The following is a 19,842-nucleotide window of genomic DNA, read 5'->3' as shown; positions in this document are numbered from 1 at the left end:
CTTCGCTCACCCCATAAAATAACGGCTATCACATAAAAAAGCGGCAATGCTTAAAGACAATGCCGCTAAAACAATTCTCAGGATTAAGACCAGGTTAACGGTCTTTCGTTGCAAGCAGATGACATAAAATCATGCGGGACGGGTGCCGCGCTCAATGATCACGCCGACCCGATTGGCATGTGCTACAGCGCCCGGTTTGCTGACCTTAATACGGACCCAGGGGGAATTGAAGCGCTGGAGCAAAATTTCAGATATTTCCTCCGCCACGCGCTCCACCAGCGCGAACCGGTTCGACTCCACGTGTTGGATCACGGCATCGCTGACGTCGGCATAGCTCAGACAGTCATTTACGTCGTCGCTGGCGGCGGCCGGCCGGTTATCCCAGCCCATTTCGATATCGAACACCAGCTTCTGACGAATGCCCTGTTCCCACTCATAAACGCCAATGGTGGTAATTACGGTAAGCTCTTCAATAAATACGATATCCATCACGTCATTCTCTGTTTTTGGCCTTGCCGGATACCACTTCCAGCGGAATGTGCGTATTATCCATAGATGTTGCGAGTAAAACGACCATTATTAAACGGAACCGCGTTATGAGTGCTACCGCGCTTGGCATGATTATCTTCGCGTATCTGTGCGGCTCGATTTCGAGCGCGATCCTGGTTTGCCGGATCGCCAGGCTGCCGGACCCGCGTGAACATGGCTCAGGAAACCCCGGGGCGACCAACGTCCTGCGCATCGGCGGCCGGCTGGCGGCGGCGGCGGTGCTGGTGTTCGATATTCTGAAAGGGATGTTGCCGGTCTGGCTGGCCTACAAACTCAATGTGCCGCCGCTGTATCTGGGCCTGACGGCGATCGCCGCCTGTCTTGGGCACATCTATCCGGTGTTCTTCCACTTCCGCGGCGGTAAAGGCGTGGCGACGGCGTTTGGCGCCATCGCGCCTATCGGCTGGGATCTGACCGGCCTGATGACCGGCACCTGGCTGCTGACGGTGTTGCTCAGCGGCTACTCTTCGCTCGGCGCCATCGTCAGCGCGCTGATCGCCCCGTTCTACGTCTGGTGGTTCAAACCGCAGTTCACCTTCCCGGTGGCGATGCTCTCCTGCCTGATCCTGATGCGGCATCACGACAATATTCAGCGCCTGTGGCGCGGCCAAGAAGGCAAGATTTGGGGCAAGTTCCGCAAGAAGAAAAACGACGCGGATGAGGATAACGGCGACCAGCCGAAAGACGAATAACGTAAGGGCCGGATAATCCGGCCCTTTGTTTTATACCGCAGGCAGTTCCGCCAGCGGCCAGCGCGGCCGCACCGACACGCTCAGCTCCGGGTTGGCGCCGCTCTTCAGCCGCACCATGCCGGCATAGGCGATCATCGCGCCGTTGTCGGTGCAAAATTCCGGGCGGGCATAGAACACTTCCCCGCCGCGTTTCTGCATCATCTCCGCCAGTTTGGCGCGCAGCGTGCGGTTGGCGCTCACGCCGCCGGCCATCACCAGGCGTTTGAAGCCGGTCTGCTCCAGCGCGCGTTTGCATTTTATCGCCAGCGTATCCACCACCGCATCCTCGAAGGCGCGGGCGATGTCGGCACGCGTCTGATCGTCGTTGCCGTTGGAGCGAATGGTGTTGGCGGCAAAGGTTTTCAGCCCGGAGAAACTGAAGTCCAGTCCCGGACGGTCGGTCATCGGCCGCGGGAAGGTGAAACGCCCCGCCGTACCCTGCTGCGCCATCTTCGACAGCATCGGCCCGCCGGGATAATCCAGGCCGAGCAGCTTGGCGGTTTTGTCGAACGCTTCGCCGGCGGCATCGTCGATCGACTCGCCCAGCAGTTCATATTCACCGATGCCGGTGACGCTGATCAGCTGAGTGTGGCCGCCGGAGACCAGCAGCGCGACGAACGGGAACGCCGGCGGGTTATCTTCCAGCATCGGCGCCAGCAGGTGGCCTTCCATGTGGTGCACCGGCACCGCCGGCACGTTCCAGGCGAACGCCAGCGCGCGCCCGACGGTAGCGCCGACCAGCAGCGCGCCTACCAGGCCCGGCCCGGCGGTATAAGCCACGCCGTCGATATCGGCCGGGGTCAGGTTGGCCTCTTTCAGCGCCGCCTGAATCAGCGGCACGGTTTTGCGCACGTGATCGCGGGAGGCCAGTTCCGGCACCACGCCGCCGTAGTCGGCGTGCAGCTTCACCTGGCTGTATAATTGGTTGGCCAACAAACCGGTTTGATCGTCATACACTGCAATTCCGGTTTCATCGCAGGACGTTTCTATACCCAGTACTCGCATTACATTTCCCATCATTCACGTGCGGCCGCCAGTCTACCACATTCCGCCGCATTTACCGCCGATGCGGCGCATCTTGTCACCGGCTTGCGCCTATGTCGATGATTCATCCAGAAAATGCCCGAGCGATTAAACACGAGCATTTTTTTCTGATTAGTCTATAATCAGCGCCCGGTGCAAAATTGCGCACGTTGCGGCAGAGCGACGCGGGTTTCAATTTGCTGTGATGCTTTACAAAGCAGCATCCATTGGAGTAAAATTCCGCACCATTTTGAAAAGGCTGGCGCTTGGCCAGCAACAAACCGAATTTTATTGAGGTGAGAGGCACATGCCGGTAATTAAAGTACGTGAAAACGAGCCATTTGACGTTGCTCTGCGTCGTTTCAAACGCTCTTGCGAAAAAGCGGGTGTTTTAGCTGAAGTTCGTCGTCGTGAGTTTTATGAAAAACCAACTACCGAACGTAAACGCGCTAAAGCTTCTGCTGTGAAACGTCACGCGAAGAAACTGGCTCGCGAAAACGCACGCCGCACTCGTCTGTATTAATTCTTCGGGGGCAACCCCACCGCGTGAATTTCTGATTTTCAAAATCGCGCAGACCGAGTAGTTGCATACGAAGGCCGTGCTTTCCGAAAGGAATGCGCGGCTTGTTCTCGTTTATAGGCTAATGAAGTAAGGGCTTATGGCTGGACGAATTCCGCGCGTATTTATCAATGACTTGCTGGCTCGCACCGACATCGTCGATTTGATCGACGCCCGCGTGAAGCTCAAGAAGCAAGGCAAGAACTACCACGCGTGCTGTCCGTTCCACCACGAAAAGACGCCTTCATTTACCGTTAATGGCGAAAAGCAGTTTTATCACTGTTTTGGATGTGGTGCGCACGGCAACGCCGTCGACTTTTTGATGAATTACGACCGACTCGAGTTTGTCGAAACCATCGAAGAGCTGGCGACCATGCACGGGTTGGAAGTGCCTTACGAAGCGGGCACCGGGCCGACCCAGATCGAACGCCATCAGCGCCAGAGCCTATACCAACTGATGGAACAGCTCAGCGCGTTCTATCAACAGTCACTGCAGCAGTCCTCCGGGGCGCCGGCGCGCAGCTATTTGCAGCAGCGCGGATTAAGTGACGACGTTATTCGCCATTTCGCCATCGGCTTCGCGCCGGCGGGATGGGACAACGCCCTGAAGCGTTTCGGCCGCGACGCCGACTCGCGCCGCGCATTGAACGATGCCGGCATGCTGGTGACTAACGATCAGGGGCGTTCGTACGACCGTTTCCGCGAACGGGTGATGTTCCCCATCCGCGACAAGCGCGGGCGCGTCATCGCCTTCGGCGGCCGCGTGCTGGGCGACGGCATGCCCAAGTACCTGAACTCGCCGGAAACCGAAGTTTTCCATAAGGGCCGCCAGCTGTACGGCCTGTATGAAGCACAGCAGAATCACCCTACCCTGCAGCGGCTGCTGGTGGTGGAAGGGTATATGGACGTGGTGGCGTTGGCGCAATTCGGCATCGATTATGCCGTCGCCTCGCTCGGAACCTCGACGACGGCTGAACACATTCAGCTGCTGTTCCGCGCCACCGACAACGTCGTCTGCTGTTACGACGGCGACCGCGCCGGCCGCGAAGCGGCCTGGCGGGCGCTGGAAACCGCGCTGCCGTACCTGAACGACGGGCGCCAGCTGCGGTTCATGTTTTTACCCGATGGCGAAGACCCGGACACCCTGGTGCGCAAGGAAGGCAAAGAAGCCTTCGAGCAGCGAATGGAGCAGGCGCAGCCGCTGTCCACTTTCCTGTTCGAAAGCCTGCTGCCGCAGGTGGATTTGAGCAGCCCGGACGGGCGCGCCAAGCTGAGCACGCTGGCGCTGCCGCTGATTACTCAGGTGCCGGGCGAAACGTTGCGCTTGTACCTGCGTCAGGAGCTCGGCAACAAGCTGGGGCTGCTGGACGACAGCCAGCTCGACAAGCTGATGCCCAAGCAGGCTGAAAATGCGAATCCTTATCAGGCGCCCCAGCTAAAACGCACAACCATGCGTATACTGATAGGGTTACTGGTGCAAAATCCGCAGTTGGCTACACTTATCCCTTCGCTGGAAGGGTTGGAGCAGACCAAACAGGCGGGATTGCCGCTGTTCGTCGAACTGGTGCAGACCTGTTTGGCGCAGCCGGGCCTGACAACCGGGCAATTGCTTGAGCTGTATCGCGACAACAAATTCAGCCAGCAGCTTGAAACCTTGGCGACCTGGAACCATATGATCGTTGAGGACATGGTCGAACAGACCTTTTTGGATACGTTGGCCAGCCTGTACGACTCGGTGCTCGAGCAACGGCTGGAAACGCTGATCGCGCAGGCCAGAACGCGCGGCCTGAGCCCGGAGGAACGTGAAGAAGTCCGTTCCCTCAACCAGGTTTTAGCGAAGAAAAACTGAATACCAAACGGCTTAAGTGCCGATAATTGCGAGGGCAGAGCCCTGCACAGTGCCGCCATAGTGGGCCGCGGCGATAACGAAAACGCCCCAAATGCTATTGTTGGCGGTTTCGCCGACCGACACCAACCTAAATACTCTGAAGTGTGGATACCGTCTTATGGAGCAAAACCCGCAGTCACAGCTGAAGCTACTTGTCACCCGTGGTAAGGAGCAAGGCTATCTGACCTATGCTGAGGTCAATGACCATCTGCCGGAAGATATCGTCGACTCCGATCAGATCGAAGACATCATCCAGATGATTAACGACATGGGCATCCAGGTGATGGAAGAAGCACCGGACGCCGATGACCTGCTGCTCGCCGAAAACTCGAACAGCACGGACGAAGATGCGGAAGAAGCCGCCGCACAGGTTCTGTCCAGCGTGGAATCCGAAATCGGCCGCACCACCGACCCGGTGCGCATGTACATGCGCGAAATGGGTACCGTCGAACTGCTGACGCGCGAAGGCGAAATCGACATCGCCAAGCGCATCGAAGACGGCATCAACCAGGTGCAGTGCTCGGTTGCCGAATACCCGGAAGCCATTACCTATCTGCTTGAGCAGTACGATCGCGTCGAAGCGGGCGAAGCGCGCCTGTCCGATCTGATCACCGGCTTCGTCGATCCTAACGCGGAAGAGGACATCGCCCCAACCGCGACCCACATCGGTTCCGAACTGTCGAGCGAAGAGCAAGACGACGACGAAGAAGATGAGGATGCCGAAGACGACGACACCGAAGACGACAACAGCATCGATCCTGAGCTGGCGCGTCAGAAGTTCGCCGAACTGCGCGATCAGTATGAAGCGACGCGTCTGGTGATCAAAAAGAACGGCCGCAGCCATGCCAGCGCCGCGGACGAGATCCTGAAGCTGTCTGAAGTGTTCAAGCAGTTCCGCCTGGTGCCGAAACAGTTCGACTTCCTGGTCAACAGCATGCGCACCATGATGGATCGCGTTCGCACCCAGGAACGCATCATCATGAAGCTGTGCGTTGAACAGTGCAAAATGCCGAAGAAAAACTTCGTCACCCTGTTCGCCGGCAACGAAACCAGCGACTCCTGGTTCGAAGCCGCACTGGCGATGGCCAAGCCATGGTCGGAAAAGCTGAAAGACGTTGCTGAAGACGTGCAGCGCAGCCTGCAGAAACTGCGTCAGATCGAAGAAGAAACCGGCCTGACCATCGAGCAGGTCAAAGACATCAACCGTCGCATGTCGATCGGTGAAGCGAAAGCCCGCCGCGCGAAGAAAGAGATGGTTGAGGCCAACCTGCGTCTGGTTATTTCCATCGCCAAGAAATACACCAACCGCGGCCTGCAGTTCCTGGATCTGATCCAGGAAGGCAACATCGGCCTGATGAAAGCGGTAGACAAGTTCGAATACCGCCGCGGCTACAAGTTCTCGACGTACGCCACCTGGTGGATCCGTCAGGCTATCACCCGCTCCATCGCCGACCAGGCGCGCACCATCCGTATCCCGGTGCATATGATTGAGACCATCAACAAGCTCAACCGTATTTCGCGCCAGATGCTGCAAGAGATGGGCCGCGAGCCGACGCCGGAAGAGCTGGCCGAGCGCATGCTGATGCCGGAAGACAAGATCCGCAAAGTGCTGAAGATCGCCAAAGAGCCAATCTCGATGGAAACGCCGATCGGCGACGACGAAGATTCGCATCTGGGCGACTTCATCGAGGATACCACCCTCGAGCTGCCTCTGGATTCCGCGACCTCGGAAAGCCTGCGTTCCGCCACCCACGACGTGCTGGCCGGCCTGACCGCGCGCGAAGCGAAAGTGCTGCGCATGCGTTTCGGCATCGACATGAACACCGACCACACGCTGGAAGAGGTTGGCAAGCAGTTTGACGTTACCCGTGAGCGTATTCGTCAGATCGAAGCCAAGGCGCTGCGCAAGCTGCGTCACCCAAGCCGCTCCGAAGTGCTGCGCAGCTTCCTGGACGACTAAGTCCGGCGGTTGCACTCAAAACAAAAACCCCGGCCTGCCGGGGTTTTTTTATGCCTCAGAACATGCTGTTGCCGCTGGCGGTCTTCTCCGGCACCGGCTGCGTCACGTCCCAGTGCTCAACGATTTTTCCGGCGCCGTCGAGACGGAAGATATCGACGATCGCCGCTGTCTTGCCGGCCTCGCGCCCGCTGACTTCCACATGCAAAATCACATAGTCACCGTCGACGAACGCCTGTTTTACCTCACTGTGCGAGTTGGGGTAACGCGTTTTCAGCAGCTCGACAAATTGACGAAAACCCGCCACGCCGTCCATGGCGTTGGGGTTATGCTGCTTGTACTGTTCCCCCAAAAACGGCCGCGCCGCCGCAAAATCCTTGTTGTTCAGCCCCTGCCGATAAAACTCCAGCACGTTCTGCTTGTTGCGCGCTTCCTGTGGTGAATGCCCCGCCTGTGCAGCGCCGGTCACCAATAACAGCACCATCACACAGCCTTTCATTATCGATGTCATCGCATACTCCCTTATGTCATTGCAGCGCCAGGAACAGCTCGCGATAGCTGGCGGTAAGCTGCTCCAACGTGGCGCGGTTCAATCCGCTGGGGTTGGGCAATACCCACACCTCGGTTTGCCCCAGCATCATCGCCTGCTTGCCCCAGGGCGCGTTTTTCACCCCGAAGGCGGTGGCGAACGCCTGCTTGCCTAAAATCGCCAGCGCGCGCGGCTGGTAGCGCAGGATCTTCTCTTGCAGCGCCTCACCGCCGCTGCGCAACTCGTCGCGCGACAGCTCGCTGGCCGCCACCGTCGGGCGCGCCACCAGCGCGGTAATGCCGCAGCCGTTATCCTTCAGCTGCTGCCACTGCTCCGGTGCCAACTGGCTCTCGGTAAAGCCGGCCTGATGGATCACCTTCCAGAAGCGGTTGCTGCCGTTGGCGAAAGGGTAGCCCTGATGGGCGGAAGAAAGGCCGGGGTTGATGCCGCAAAACACCACCCGCAGGCCAGGCGCCAGAAGTTCCATGAGTATCGTGAGTCCATTGCAGGGATTTACTGCGGTTATCGCAAAATCCGCCAGCAATTACAACAGGCTAGAACTGTGCAGAAAAGCAACATACGGGCGGGTAACAGTAGACCGATGCTTAAGGATTCCCTATAATCTCGCGGCTTGGCCCCTTAGCTCAGTGGTTAGAGCAGGCGACTCATAATCGCTTGGTCGTTGGTTCAAACCCAACAGGGGCCACCAAATTTTAGCTTTAAAATCATATAATTAGGCCACCTCTTGCGGTGGCTTTTTTATTATCAAAAATCACAGTGGCGATGAAATGGCGATGAGTTTTTACCGCCGCTTTGCTTTAGGCATAAAAAAGCCCGCACTAAGCGGGCTATTTTTCTATGGGCTGATTACATCCACATAACCTGTTGCTGTCCTGCCACACTGGCACCGACCGGATGCGGCGGCACTGCATCTACCTGTCCCGGCGTCATGATCGCGCTATCATAGGTTTCCATCGTTTTAAACGTGTGACCGCAGTTAATATTTTGGCACTGATGATAACGCTCTTTCGTGTGTTGGCTCAGGTAACGACTAGTGCGGGCATGTGCCGCTGTTCTGCATAACGGGCAATGAAACATGATTAATTCCTCGTCACTAACACTGTTGCCGCCGATAATACCTCTCAGGACTCGAAACAGAATAAACTTTAAGTGAATTTACAATTCACTTTATGTGACATCATAATTCACATCCGACAGCAAAACCTCAAACTCCAGCGCCGTCGTAAAACCGCCGTTACTCAAATTGTGCGTAACTTTGCTCACTATCCAGTCTTGCGCATCGATCGCCGCTTTAAACCCGCTGACGCGTACCGGCGTTTCCGGGGTGATGTTAGCCCGGCCCATCGCCAGCGACAGTGAGAATTCAGCCACACCGCGCTGAAGCTTTTCCCACTTGGCCTGTGCGGCGCGCATTGCGGCGGCCTTGGTGGCGTAAATTTTGGTGATCGCAAACACGTTATCGTCAGCCCCCACCAGATAATCGCCTTTCGCTGCCTCCGCCGGTTTCCCCGGTTTTTTACTGCTGCCCGGTTTCGCCTTCGGGTGTTGCAGCGCGCGCAAATGCTGCTCTTTTGGCTTGCGCTGCAGCTTCACTTTCTTCGGTTTCGGCTGTTTTGTGTTGAGCCAGCTCGCCGTAACGCCGGTGTAGGCATCCCGATCGGCAATGCTGAAACTGTGCTGATCGCCATCCTGCCGGGTGATTGTATACACCGGCAATGGCTTCCCGCCTACCGTGGCGCCGTTCCCCGGTCGCAACAACAGCAGAGCGCCATTTTTCACCGCCGCCACCGCGCCGTTGAGCGTTGCAAGTCGGGTAATAAATGCCGCATCCGTCTCCTGCGTCTGGTCAATATGGCTGATTTTGATGGTGCCCAGACCGGCGGCCAGCGAGGCTTTCAGCTTATTACGCGCAGCCACCTGCTGCACGATGTCGCCCAGGGTGGTGTCGTGGTAGGACTCATCGCGCCGGGTGTTCAGCGAGCCGCGAAAATCCGCACTACGCGCGCGAATAGTCAACGTGTCCGGCGCGCCCCGGTGTTCGACCTCATCGACCGTAAACTGGCCTTTTGGCGTCAATGGCGAGCCTTGCCAGCCGAGCGCCAGCGACAGCACCGCATTGCGCTGAGGCATCGCCATCAGTCCGTCGCTGTCGTCCAGCTCGATGTCGAGCTGGTCGGCCTCAAAGCCCCGGTTATCCGTAAGCGACAGAGAAATCAGCCGCTTGCGGATGTTCTGCGTGATGTCGTTATCCTGCAGCAACAGCGAGAAATCCGGGGCAACTCGCGCCCCGGCTGGCAGGCTTACGCCGGTGATCATGATAACAACCCTCCCATAGCACCGGCGGCCTTCCCGGCCATCTCTCCGGCTTTATCGTACAGTTCCCCGGCCTGCTGGCGCAGATCGCCAAACATCGCAGACAGGGACTCATCGACCCGCTTCAGGTTGAGCGTGAACTCTGTACGACGCGGGCTGCCGTCGGCGAAAAACTCGGAATGCGTTTCAGAAATCGACTCGATCACAAACATGCCGTAAATCGTGCCGGTGCCTTCAATCAGCGGCCACGCCCGGCCCTGCTCGGCCATCAGTTGCAGCGTCAGCAGTGACCAGCGGCCGCCGGTGATCTCCGGCAGCAGCACCCCGGACAGCGTGATTTTTTCCTCATCCATCCCCAGAAATTGCGCCGCCGGGCGCAGGCCAACGCGGGCGTTGCTCGGCCAGCGATATTCCGCGTTGCGGCTCATGGATTGATAAGGCAGCGTCTGCAGCATAAAAACAAACAGCCCCAGCGTTAACATCATCATGAATCTCCGTAAGTCATGCGGCTACGCGCGGCGGCCGCGTGTTTGCGTCGTTCGGCCTCAAGCTGGCGCGAGACTTCGCGCGCAATAGATGCCGCGTCTTGGCCGGGGGCGCCGTACACCTGAATCGTGATCGGGGCTGGCGCCGTAGCGGGTGCGGCAGCCGGGGCCGACGCCATCACCGGCGTTGACAGCGATAACATCGCCGCCGACAGCGCCGCCGTTTTCCTGCGCCCGGTGACGTTCGCCGGGCCGTTGACAATCTCCGGGCCTCGCTCGCCGACGATGCCGAACTGGCCGCGCGGGATAATGCCGCCCTTGTCGAATGCCCCCGCATAGCCCGGCCCCGGCATCAGCTCAGGCGCCGGACGATTGTATGAAATCGCCGGGTTAACCTCCGCCTCATCGTCGCCAAACTTCATCCAGTCCGGCAACATATCCGTGAGACCGGAAAACTTGTCTTTCAGTGCCTGCCAGCGCTCGCTAATGCCGTCAATGACCCCGTTAATCATGTTCATCCCGGCTTCTTTGAACTGCCCCGGCAGCGCTTTAGCGCCGTTTACCAGCCCCTCCCATTTGCCATTAAGCCAGCCGGTCAGCCGATCCCATGCCTGAACCGTGGCGGCGCTCAGCGCCAGCCATGCCGCGTTAACACGCTCGCCAATGGTGTCCCAGACGGCGGCGGCACGCTCTGCAATCCCGCTCGCAACGCCCCAGATGCCGGTCAGCAGGCCGGGCAATCCGCCCAACAGCTGCAGCGGCAGGCTCAATCCGGCCGCGATCCATTCACCGAACATGCGCCCATAGCGCGCGGCGGTCTGGAGTTCGGCCTGTGAAGATTTCACCGGTTCGATCAGCTTGCCGAACCACTGCCAGACGTTGCGCACCATGTTCAGCAGCGGCGTAAATGCGCCAGCCAGCGGGACAAGCGCGGCGCGCATCGGCGCGAAAGCGGCGCTGAAGCCTTCGCCGATACCCGTTAAAAAGGCGCTGATAGGCTCCCAATATTTACGGATAGTCAACGCCACACCGGCAATCACCGCCGCCGCCGCGACCACCGGCAGGGTGATCACACTGAATGCGGCCGCAATCCCGGCACCAACGGTGGTAAAGACCGTTCCCAGCAGCCCGGCCCCGGCGATCAACATATTGACCCCGGCCATCACCGGCCATGCAATAAGGCCCAGCGCAGCGAGGCCACCGATCAGGGCCGTAACGCCCGCCGTGACTTTCACCAGCGTGCCGACCAGCTCAGGATTGGCCTTCACCCATGCCCCCGCCTTGGTGAGCCATTCGGTGGCGGAAACCGTGAGCTTGCGCAGCGCTGAATTCTGGCCGTCGAACACCTCAATGCGAACATCTTCCCACGCCGAAAACAGGTTTTTCAGGTCGCCGTCGAGGTTGTCTACTTTCACTCGGGCAATCTGAGCCGTAGCCCCTTTTGACTGGGTGACGGTGCTGTGTTTTTCGCTCAGCTTGCCGTTACCGGCGGCATCAATCAGCTTGATAGCGCCTTTCATCGCCTCTTCGCCGAAAATGACTTTCAGGTATTCGGCCTGCTGCGCGGTGCCGAGCTTGTTGGTTTTAAACGAGCCGTTAATTTTCTTGAGGATGTTCGCGATCGGCAGCATGTTCCCCTTGCCGTCCTTTGTTTTTACGCCCAATTCTGACAACGCATCAGCCGCCTGCCCGACGGGCGCCTGTAACCGCGTAAACATCGCACTGGCCGCCGTACCGGCCATAGACCCCTTGATGCCGTTATCTGCCAACACGCCCAGCAAGGCGGTGGTGTCCTCGATACTGGCCCCGGCCGCCTCGGCGATCGGCGCGACGTACTTCATCGCCTCGCCAAAATCCATCAGGTTGCTGTTCGAGCTGGTGAAACCTTTGGTCATCACATCCGCGACGCGCTGGATCTCGTCTATCGGCATGTTAAACGCCGATTGCATGTTGGTGATGATGTCGGCCGCGTCGGCGATGTCCAGATCGGAGGCCAGCGCCAGATTGACCGTTGATTCGGTCGATTTCAGAATGGCATCGCCGTTAAAGCCGGATTTTGCCAATACGGATTGCGTGCGGGCGACGTCCGTCGGCGAAAACGCAGTGGTTGCGCCAATATCCCGCGCCTGCTGGCGAATGGCGGCCAGTTGCTGGTCATTCTTCGCCAGCCCTAACGTGGCTTGCGTGTCTGACATCTGCCTGTCGAACTGCACCCCCGGCGCAATAAACGCCCCTTCAGCGACCAGCCCGGCGGTAGCGATACCCAGCCCGGCCGCGCTGGTATTACGGACAGCCGCGGTTGCCGATTGCCCGGCACGGTAACGCGCGCCGACGCGGTTAACCTGCTCTTGTTTCTTGCTCAGGCGCTCCAACTCGCCGCGCTGGCGGCCCAGCGCTGTCGTGGCTTCGCTGGCGCTGGCCTTCAACCGGCGCTGTTCGGCGCTCAGGTTCCGGGTAGCGATGCCGTCAGCGTTGAGCGCGTCACGCTGGCGCTGCACCGACTGGCGCAGACCGTTGTATTTCGTCTGCAGCTCGGCGGCGGCGCGCTTCGACGCCTCAAGCAAGCGCGCTTGCTGCGCCGTGGGTTTTTCCGTCGCCTTGAACTGGACGGCCAGCGCGGCCGCCTCTTCCTTGGCTTTCTTCAGTGCCTTGCCGGTAACGGCAAGCTGCCCCTGCGCCTTGCGAAACCCCTCAATCCGGGCGCTTTGCGCGTCCAGTGCCTTGAGGGTTTGCTGCGTGGTTTTGATGTCACTGGCGAGCTGTTTGCTTGCCTGTTGGATACTCTTTAGCGGGCGGGTGGCTTGGTCTACGGCCTTCAGCAAGACCTGAAGCTGCAGGCTTTTACTCATCGTGATTAACTCCGCTGCGTTGCAGTGCCTTGTGGCGCCAGTTCAACAGCTCCGTGAGCGTCATTCCGGCCATTTCAGACGGCGGCCAGTGGAAGATCACCGCGATGTCCGCCATCAGGTCATCAACGCCCAGCCGGGCGTCGGGGATTACGCTGCCGAGTTCGGCGACAAAAAACCGACCACTTTCCCGGCCAGCGCCACCAAATCCGGCAGCTCAAGGCGCGCGCATTCTTCTTTGGTCAGGTTCGGCACGGTCACACGCGGCAGCACAACCAGCAGCGCGTCAACATCGGCGTTGGCGATCGCCGCCAGCCCGACGCCGCGCAGCGCGCCCGCGTTAGGTTTAATCACCTGCACCTCGGTGATGGTGGTTTCACCGCGCTGGATCGGGGTGTCGAGGGTAACGGTATTTTCTTTTGCGTCTTTCATGGTGTTCTCTCAAATCAGGGGGAAAAGGGCCAGCCCGGCGGGCTGGCACAAAAATTACAGGCCGATCGCCTTGCGATGCTCGGCCAGCCGGTCAACGCCGTTGACCTTTTCGACCATGTTCACGGTATCGACTTCGATCAGCTCTTTGCCGTCCACGGTCAGCTTGAAGTAAGTACACTCGGTGGAAACCTTGGTTTCGGTATCCTCGCCCTGCTTGTACTCGCCAAAGTCAATTTCTTTGTGGCGGCCACGCATCACCACTTCCACAGCGGACACCTCGCCGGTGTCGTCACGCTGGAAGGAACCGGCAAAGCGCAGCGGCACAGCATCGACGGCGCCCCACTGTTTCAGCACCAGCTCATCAATGCCGCCCATCGACCACTCAACGGCCAGCGCGTCATCGTCCAGCCCCATATCGATGGAGGCCGCGCCGTTCATGCCGCCGCCCCGGTATTTCTCCAGCTTGCGGGTGAGCTTCGGCAGCGTCAGCGAGGACACGACGCCCATATAGCTGTAGCCGTCGTTGAACAGGTTCAGGTATTTCAGTTTTTTCGGCAGTGCCATGTTCTAACGTCTCCTTTAGCGGTTCACGGATGCCGCAAACGTCGCCAGATAGCGATCGGTGATACGCTGGCGCAGGGTTAAATCCTCCAGCGGCGGCACCGGCGTGTAGTCGTAATCGATAAACAGCTTGCCCGCCTTCAGGGTTTCCTTGGTGTTGGCGCTTTCGTCGTACCAACAAGTGCCGTCGATAATCAGCCCTGCGGATTTCAGCTCGCGGAATTTCGCGTTGATGCCGTCAATCATGTCGCGCACCAGCGTAGGCGTTACCGGGCGGTCAACGGCCCATAAGTGCGCCTCGGCCATGGTGTCGGCCAGCACCTGCGCGGTGCGGGTGTAGTTCTCGAACATGAACAACGGATCATCGGAACAGGTGCGGGAACCCCAGAATTTAAAGCCGTCTTTGCGGATCAACGTGGTGACGCACGCTTGGTTTAACAGGTCGGCATCGGTGCCGGGCGCCTGCAAATCCCAGAACACGCTGGCGGTGATACCGGTCACGCCGTTAACGCCGATGTTCGAAAGCGTCTTATGCCAGCCGGTTTCCGTGTCGATTTTGGCACGCAGGCCCAGCGCGCGGGCGGTGGCGTAGGCGATGTCGCTCTGGTTGGCGGTGGTGTTCCAGCTGACAAAATCCGGCCAGATCAGCATCAGCTCACGCTGGCTGAAATTGTCGCGGTACTTAATCGCCTCCTGCACGGTTTTGCAGCCGTGGGCGCTGATATAGCCGAACGCGCGCAACTGCTGACAAATCCCGGCGAGCGCCGTCGCGACCTCCTGATTATCCAGCCCCGGCACGCCGAGGATGCGCGGCTTAACGCCCAGCTCAGCCTGTGCAGATAACAGCGCTTTCATGCCGGTGTAACGGCCTTCAGCGTTCGCGCCGCCGATGATGTTGGAGGTGGTTTCCGCCGCGTCTTTGCCGGTGGCAACGCGAACAACCACCGTGACCGGCTTCGCCTGTTCGGCGATCGCCCGCAGCGACGCCGCCAGCGTGCCTTTTTTACCGGCCTTGCCGGATGCGGCCAGCACGTCGGTGATCAGTACCGGGGTATCGAGCGGGAAAACCGACGCGTCAGCATCCTCCGCCGTGCAGACCATGCCGACGATTGCCGTCGATACGGTAGAAATAACGCGGGTGCCGTCGTTGATTTCGACGACGCGCACGCCGTGATGATAATCGCCCATTAATTTGCTCCGGGTGGTGAGTAGGTGCAGGCATGATGACGCCCGGCGCGCCGGGCCGCACGCGGTGGGTGCTGGAAGGCCGACCAGACAACAGGCCGGGCCGGATTGGGGGATTTTGGAGGGAATAACGATCGCTCGCGCCGATCAATAACGCTGTATTGATCTATGCAATCAATTGGACGGATTTTAGCCGGGCGGGGTAATGTCGAAAGGTAGATGCGGCAACATCAGGGAATACCGCAAATACAAAAGCCCGCATCGCTGCGGGCTTTTTTCTTAGGCGCCGGGCGCCACCGGCCAGTCAATTTCCGGGGCTGACATATCAAGGCGATTCAGCGTCACGCGGTATTTTTTCCAGTCCGCCAACAGCGCTTTTTCTGCCTCGGTCGCCATATCCAAATCAACAGCATCCTGAAGCGGCGCAACAGCCGCGCCCGCTATCGCCAGCAATTCATTTTTTCTGGCTTCAGTCCTCGCCATCATTTCTTCTGCGGAATAGGCGCGCGGGCTCACCTTCTTACCGTCAAACACCCACTCACCATTAGCCAGACAGCGCTTTGGTAGTTTCGTTGGGTTCAGCTCAATAACCGATAAGCCAATCGGCCACAGCATCGACACATCGCTGTTAATCGCGCAGATAATGCCGCTTTCGTCATAAGCCAGTTTTACGGTGTCCGGCGAAAACAATTTTTGCGCGGCGTACCAGTCAATACCGTTATCATCCTGAAGATAAACCACGTTCTCGCCGAGGAATAATTCTTCCGGCGTGTACCGCTTCAAATTCTTAATGTGTTGCATTTTACACCGTTCCAATTGTTGCCCATGTGCCGTTAATCAGCACCTGAACCGCTGAATAAGCGCCCCAGATTGAGGGGTTGTAGTTTGAGCCGGACATACCCGTATAAACACAGCCCGACGGTAAATCGATGCGCCCGCCTGTATCCGCGATAACCGTGCGCCCGGCCATGCGCACACCCTGAACCAAATTCTGATAGGCCCAGTTCTGCGCATTGTTCTGCGCAGCCGAGATATTTTTATTAAGCCAGTTGCTGAGGTAGCCGCCCCAGCAGCTGCCCTGAACGTTGCCGTCCGGATGCCACGTTGTCCCGCTGGATGTGGTGATCGCAGGCCAGTTACCGCCGATATGAATACCTGACTCAAAGGCGGCGGCACCGGTTCTGACATCAACAGAAAACGGACGCAGGTTGTTGAATGTGCCGTACTGGTCGTTTTCTTTTGTAAGCAGCAGGTAAAGCCGGTTGCCGTCATTGCGCCAGAAGGAACCGAACCCGCCGCCGACCATGCGATAATTATCAATGTGGGTAGATTGGATCTCCGCGCTGGTCTTTAGCGTCCCGGTTAACTGCCCGCCAGTCTTCGCCAGATAGCGGCCATCTGCTTCGGTTTTATTCCAGGCGTTAACGTCAGCGGCCAACAAATTGACATCGGCGGACAGCGGCTTACCGTTCACCTTGATAGAGCGCAGCGCGTATTTCTGCGCGGCCTGCGCGTCGGTCAGCGCGCCGACGTCTGCCGCAGTGGGTTTGTAGTCCGTCGTATAAACTCGCGCCCAGCGGAGCGAAGCCGCGCTGTCTTTTCGCATCGAGCGCAAATAAAACGCCATATCGCCGGAGCCTACCGCAAATTGCACATTGCGGAACTCGTTCACTTTCCCGGTAAACAACACCCCCATGCCGCCCGGCACGGGATAGCCCTTATTTGTTGTGGCAACCAATGACTCAACGGTAAAGCCATTTTCGCGATTTAAGTCATCGTCAGCATTGGCGGTATTTTCGTTCGGGAATACGATACGCGGCAGAGTTAACGCCCCTTTCATCGTGTCGCCGGTCTGTTTTACATAGCGGCCATCCGCTTCGGTTTTGTTCCATGCGTTGACATCACCGGCCAACAGATTGACATCCCCGCTCAACGGTTTGCCGTTCACCTTGATGGATCGGAGCGCATATTTCTGCATAGCCTGCGCATCGGTCAGCGCGCCTGTTTCTTGCGCGGTAGGCGGCTTAGCCGTCGTATAAATGCGCGGGTTCGACGCCTGATTAGCTTCAGTCCCCCAATGCAACTCGCCATCAGCCCCAAAACCAAGGCGCATTAACGCCTTTCCCGCGACTTGGAAGCCGATAGATAAATTTCCCTGAGCAGAAAGACGACTCATCACTAAGGGCGTATGCTGATTTCCCTCAATATTGAGTGTGTTTCCCTCTGTTTCCTCGTTGCCGGGCTTAATCGCCAGTTTTTTTACTGTGCCGCCGGAAAGCATCAGAAAACGGCCATCGGCTTCTGTTTTGCTCCATGCCCCGACGTCTGCCGCTGTCGGCTTAAATTTGGTGGTGTAAGCCTGAAACCAAGTCACACCGTTTTCTGCGATATTTGAACGGCCAAAGAATGCGTTTCCGTTGTTTTGTACCGCCATATACGCGCCCGACGGGCCACCGTCGCAGGGCAAACTCAGCACACCATAAACATCGCCGCCCGGTGCATTCTTTGATGAGCCATTAACCCGATAGATTTCCCCCTGATTGCAATACGCATCTTCCCGGTGACGTGAGCCGCTTCCCAATCCAAAAGCACCGACCTCCATCAGTTGCCCACCTTCCAGCCCGACGTTTTTCGTCGCGGCCGTACCTAACGCCAGATTGCCACGCGCGGCGGCTTTATTCGGCAGGTCGGACAGATTAGCGTCCTTTTTCAAGCTCGCATCGCTGACCGTTTTAAGCGCCTTCGGCGTGCTGGCTTTCGTTTCGTCGGTGCTGGTTGTCGCGCTGCTCAACTGTACCAACCCTTTCGCTATGGTGCTGGCATCCGGGTGATTGCGGGTTTTCTCATGCGCGGCGATCGCCTCAGCCACAAAATCTTTTGTCGCCAGCACGGTGTCATCACCGGCGATCACCTGAATCGCTTCGGAACTGCTGACAATCAAAATCATGCGCAGCGTCTGCGTGCGCCCGGAGCCTTCTGCCAGTTTCGGCTTGTAGCTCTCCGCCATATTGCTGACGGCAATCAGCGTCCCGGCCTCGTCATAGAGGCCCATTTCACGCAGCCACCACCCGCCCTCGTTCGCCGGAATAATCATTTCGGCCAGAATGTGATTTTTCACTGCCTTATCAATAGCCAGCCCGTTGAGCGCCGCACGGTATTTCTCATTGACGAGCGTTGTTTGTGCCGGGTTAGGTGTCGGCAGCGTGCCGTTTCCGTCGCCGACGGCCATAGAGACGATTTTCAACTGCGTGCCGCCCGCGCTGGCGGCGGCAATCTTGGCCGCCCCGGCGGTGGTAATAATCGCTTTGTATTTGTTCATGATTTTCTCTTATCCGGGGTAAACGGTAATGACATCGCCATCAATAGTGGCCGCGCCGGTGTAAATCCGGCCGGGGATGTCCTGCAAAATGTTGAGGCCGATCAGGTGGCGGCTCAGGGGCTTGGCGTCGGCGATAAGGCGCTCCATTTCCTGATACATTTCCTCGGTGATGCCGGTTTCAAGTACGCCAATATCCAGCCGGAACGTGCCGGGCGGATCTGCGCCGTCGGTGTGGAACCATTCGATAACGTTGATCAGGTAGCCGAGCGGCTCCACCACGCGGCGCACGGCGCCGATGGTGCCCTTGTGCCGGTGAATGTAGAACGCAGCCGAAACCACGCCCCGCTTCACGTCCTCCGGCCACGCCTCATCCCAGCGATCGACAGAGAACGCCCACGCCAGATAGGGCAGCAGATGCACCGGGCAGGTTTTCGGGTTCCACAAATCACGCAGGGGAACCGGCACGCGCTCCAGCTCGGCACACGCGGCAGCGGCCGCAACCTCCAGCGGTGATGAGCCGACAGGCAATAAGCGGTTAGTCATCGGCGCGCCCCGGTGTGATTTTCACGCCGGTGCAGTAACCCGCCTGCGTTTTATCCAGCACGATGTCGGTGGTCGGTTGAGCAACCTCAACACGTTCAACACCTTCTACGGTCAGCGCTGCGATGATGCCGGAGCGCCGGATACTGCGGCCTAAGCGGCGCATGGTCAGCACATAATTTTGCAAACGTTGTTTCGCCTCCGTGAGGATCGGCGCAACCTCCGGGCCGGGATAGAGAAACAGCGTGGCATCAATGCCATAGCGGGTTATTTTGGCCGCTTGCACGATGACACGATCGGCGACCGGGCGCACATCCTCATCATTCAGCGCATCGCGGACAACCTGCAACAATTCAGGGCTGGCGGTGCCGTCGCCGTCCCGTGACAACACGGTGACGGTCACGTTAGCCGGTGATGGGCTGATTGCTGTCACATCAGCCACCCGGCCATCGGCCGAGCGGGCGTGAAAACGATAGGAACCGGCCGATCCCGCTGTGCTCATGCCTTCGAAAGCATCCTGCAGGCGCAGGCGGTAATCTTCATCCGCTTCCATGATTGCCGGTGTCGGCGGAATGGTGCTCTCATCCGCCGGGACGATCACCAGTCGCGGCGTGTTGAAGTTTTCGCCGAGCTGGTCGAGGTCTTCGCCGGTGGAATATGCCAGCATCACCGCTTTGGCGGCATCATTGACGCGCTGGCGTAAAATCACCTCGCGGTAGGCGTTCTCCTGCAGCAACTTAACGATCGGCTCCGACTCCAGCGCCAGCGTGCGCGCGACGGCCTCCCGCTGTTCCTCCGGGTAAAGCGAAATCAGCGTAGCCTTTCGCTCTGCCAAAATGTCTTCATAATCCAGCACCTCAACGACGATCGGCGCGGGCAGCTGTGAAAGGTCAATCGTTGCCAT

Annotated in this window: 20 protein-coding genes and 1 tRNA gene; 5 read left to right on the top strand and 16 right to left on the bottom strand. The window is 58.6% G+C overall.

The genetic code is table 11. The annotated features are described in order from the left end of the window. Positions 1-129: 129 nt before the first annotated feature. A complete protein-coding gene (gene folB / locus HWW83_RS10180) occupies positions 130-489 on the bottom strand; it encodes a bifunctional dihydroneopterin aldolase/7,8-dihydroneopterin epimerase (protein ID WP_015379095.1) in 360 nt (119 codons plus the stop codon). Between the two features lie 107 nt (positions 490-596). On the opposite strand from folB, the gene plsY reads away from it, so the two are divergent. Continuing rightward, positions 597-1,241: a glycerol-3-phosphate 1-O-acyltransferase PlsY gene (plsY, locus tag HWW83_RS10175; RefSeq protein ID WP_033644590.1), complete on the top strand. Its 645-nt coding sequence runs from the start codon at positions 597-599 to the stop codon at positions 1,239-1,241. Positions 1,242-1,271: 30 nt separating this feature from the next. Here the strand turns inward: plsY and tsaD are convergent, their stop codons facing one another. Next, the gene (tsaD, locus tag HWW83_RS10170; RefSeq protein WP_004937199.1) at positions 1,272-2,285 is read right to left on the bottom strand and encodes a tRNA (adenosine(37)-N6)-threonylcarbamoyltransferase complex transferase subunit TsaD; all 1,014 of its coding nucleotides are present in this window, start codon (positions 2,283-2,285) and stop codon (positions 1,272-1,274) included. Between the two features lie 325 nt (positions 2,286-2,610). On the opposite strand from tsaD, the gene rpsU reads away from it, so the two are divergent. The 3 genes from rpsU to rpoD all read left to right on the top strand — a co-directional run bounded on the left by rpsU (position 2,611) and on the right by rpoD (position 6,710). Next, positions 2,611-2,826 carry a 30S ribosomal protein S21 gene (gene rpsU / locus HWW83_RS10165; RefSeq protein ID WP_001144069.1) on the top strand — a complete coding sequence of 72 codons (216 nt, stop codon included), beginning with the start codon at positions 2,611-2,613 and terminating at the stop codon, positions 2,824-2,826. Between the two features lie 136 nt (positions 2,827-2,962). Beyond that, complete coding sequence (gene dnaG, locus HWW83_RS10160; protein ID WP_025304325.1) at positions 2,963-4,711, top strand: DNA primase; 1,749 nt, start codon at positions 2,963-2,965, stop codon at positions 4,709-4,711. A 157-nt stretch (positions 4,712-4,868) separates the two neighbouring features. Then, positions 4,869-6,710, top strand: a complete 1,842-nt coding sequence (rpoD, locus tag HWW83_RS10155; RefSeq protein WP_025304326.1) for an RNA polymerase sigma factor RpoD — start codon at positions 4,869-4,871, stop codon at positions 6,708-6,710. A 55-nt stretch (positions 6,711-6,765) separates the two neighbouring features. On the opposite strand, the gene HWW83_RS10150 is transcribed toward rpoD, so the two are convergent. Continuing rightward, positions 6,766-7,218: a nuclear transport factor 2 family protein gene (locus tag HWW83_RS10150; RefSeq protein ID WP_103101385.1), complete on the bottom strand. Its 453-nt coding sequence runs from the start codon at positions 7,216-7,218 to the stop codon at positions 6,766-6,768. A 16-nt stretch (positions 7,219-7,234) separates the two neighbouring features. Next, on the bottom strand, positions 7,235-7,723 hold the full coding sequence (mug, locus tag HWW83_RS10145; RefSeq protein ID WP_129993429.1) for a G/U mismatch-specific DNA glycosylase: 489 nt from the start codon (positions 7,721-7,723) through the stop codon (positions 7,235-7,237). A gap of 146 nt (positions 7,724-7,869) precedes the next feature. Here mug and HWW83_RS10140 point away from each other — a divergent pair. Next, a tRNA-Ile gene (locus HWW83_RS10140) sits at positions 7,870-7,945 on the top strand. 158 nt (positions 7,946-8,103) lie between these two features. Here the strand turns inward: HWW83_RS10140 and HWW83_RS10135 are convergent. The 12 genes from HWW83_RS10135 to HWW83_RS10080 all read right to left on the bottom strand — a co-directional run bounded on the left by HWW83_RS10135 (position 8,104) and on the right by HWW83_RS10080 (position 19,842). Next, positions 8,104-8,334, bottom strand: a complete 231-nt coding sequence (locus tag HWW83_RS10135) for a DNA-binding transcriptional regulator (RefSeq protein ID WP_071998163.1) — start codon at positions 8,332-8,334, stop codon at positions 8,104-8,106. 90 nt (positions 8,335-8,424) lie between these two features. After that, positions 8,425-9,573, bottom strand: coding sequence for a phage late control D family protein (locus tag HWW83_RS10130; protein WP_176589269.1), 1,149 nt, complete (start codon positions 9,571-9,573; stop codon positions 8,425-8,427). After that, positions 9,570-10,055 carry a phage tail protein gene (locus HWW83_RS10125; RefSeq protein ID WP_015379102.1) on the bottom strand — a complete coding sequence of 162 codons (486 nt, stop codon included), beginning with the start codon at positions 10,053-10,055 and terminating at the stop codon, positions 9,570-9,572. Before HWW83_RS10125 ends, HWW83_RS10130 begins: the two co-directional genes overlap by 4 nt. After that, entirely contained in the window at positions 10,055-12,904 is a 2,850-nt protein-coding gene (locus HWW83_RS10120) for a phage tail tape measure protein (protein ID WP_176589268.1), read from the bottom strand. Before HWW83_RS10120 ends, HWW83_RS10125 begins: the two co-directional genes overlap by 1 nt. Then, positions 12,897-13,019 (bottom strand): GpE family phage tail protein, encoded by a 123-nt coding sequence (locus tag HWW83_RS10115; protein WP_026142543.1) that lies wholly within the window; start codon positions 13,017-13,019, stop codon positions 12,897-12,899. The genes HWW83_RS10120 and HWW83_RS10115 overlap by 8 nt, the downstream gene beginning before the upstream one ends. Before the next feature lie 32 nt (positions 13,020-13,051). Next, the gene (locus HWW83_RS10110; RefSeq protein ID WP_060418393.1) at positions 13,052-13,333 is read right to left on the bottom strand and encodes a phage tail assembly protein; all 282 of its coding nucleotides are present in this window, start codon (positions 13,331-13,333) and stop codon (positions 13,052-13,054) included. Between the two features lie 54 nt (positions 13,334-13,387). After that, positions 13,388-13,897 carry a phage major tail tube protein gene (locus HWW83_RS10105; RefSeq protein ID WP_023447563.1) on the bottom strand — a complete coding sequence of 170 codons (510 nt, stop codon included), beginning with the start codon at positions 13,895-13,897 and terminating at the stop codon, positions 13,388-13,390. A 15-nt stretch (positions 13,898-13,912) separates the two neighbouring features. Continuing rightward, positions 13,913-15,082, bottom strand: coding sequence for a phage tail sheath protein (locus HWW83_RS10100; protein WP_176589267.1), 1,170 nt, complete (start codon positions 15,080-15,082; stop codon positions 13,913-13,915). Between the two features lie 276 nt (positions 15,083-15,358). Beyond that, the gene (locus HWW83_RS10095) at positions 15,359-15,880 is read right to left on the bottom strand and encodes a tail fiber assembly protein (protein ID WP_176589266.1); all 522 of its coding nucleotides are present in this window, start codon (positions 15,878-15,880) and stop codon (positions 15,359-15,361) included. Between the two features lies 1 nt (position 15,881). Further along, the gene (locus tag HWW83_RS10090) at positions 15,882-18,398 is read right to left on the bottom strand and encodes a phage tail protein (RefSeq protein ID WP_176589265.1); all 2,517 of its coding nucleotides are present in this window, start codon (positions 18,396-18,398) and stop codon (positions 15,882-15,884) included. Between the two features lie 9 nt (positions 18,399-18,407). Beyond that, positions 18,408-18,941 (bottom strand): phage tail protein I, encoded by a 534-nt coding sequence (locus tag HWW83_RS10085; protein ID WP_176589264.1) that lies wholly within the window; start codon positions 18,939-18,941, stop codon positions 18,408-18,410. Then, complete coding sequence (locus tag HWW83_RS10080) at positions 18,934-19,842, bottom strand: baseplate assembly protein (protein WP_015379110.1); 909 nt, start codon at positions 19,840-19,842, stop codon at positions 18,934-18,936. The genes HWW83_RS10085 and HWW83_RS10080 overlap by 8 nt, the downstream gene beginning before the upstream one ends.

Origin of the sequence: Serratia ureilytica (assembly GCF_013375155.1) — a bacterium.
GTDB lineage: Bacteria > Pseudomonadota > Gammaproteobacteria > Enterobacterales > Enterobacteriaceae > Serratia > Serratia ureilytica.
The sequence above is the reverse complement of the archived record's forward strand: the minus strand, read 5'-3'. Positions and strand labels throughout refer to the sequence as shown.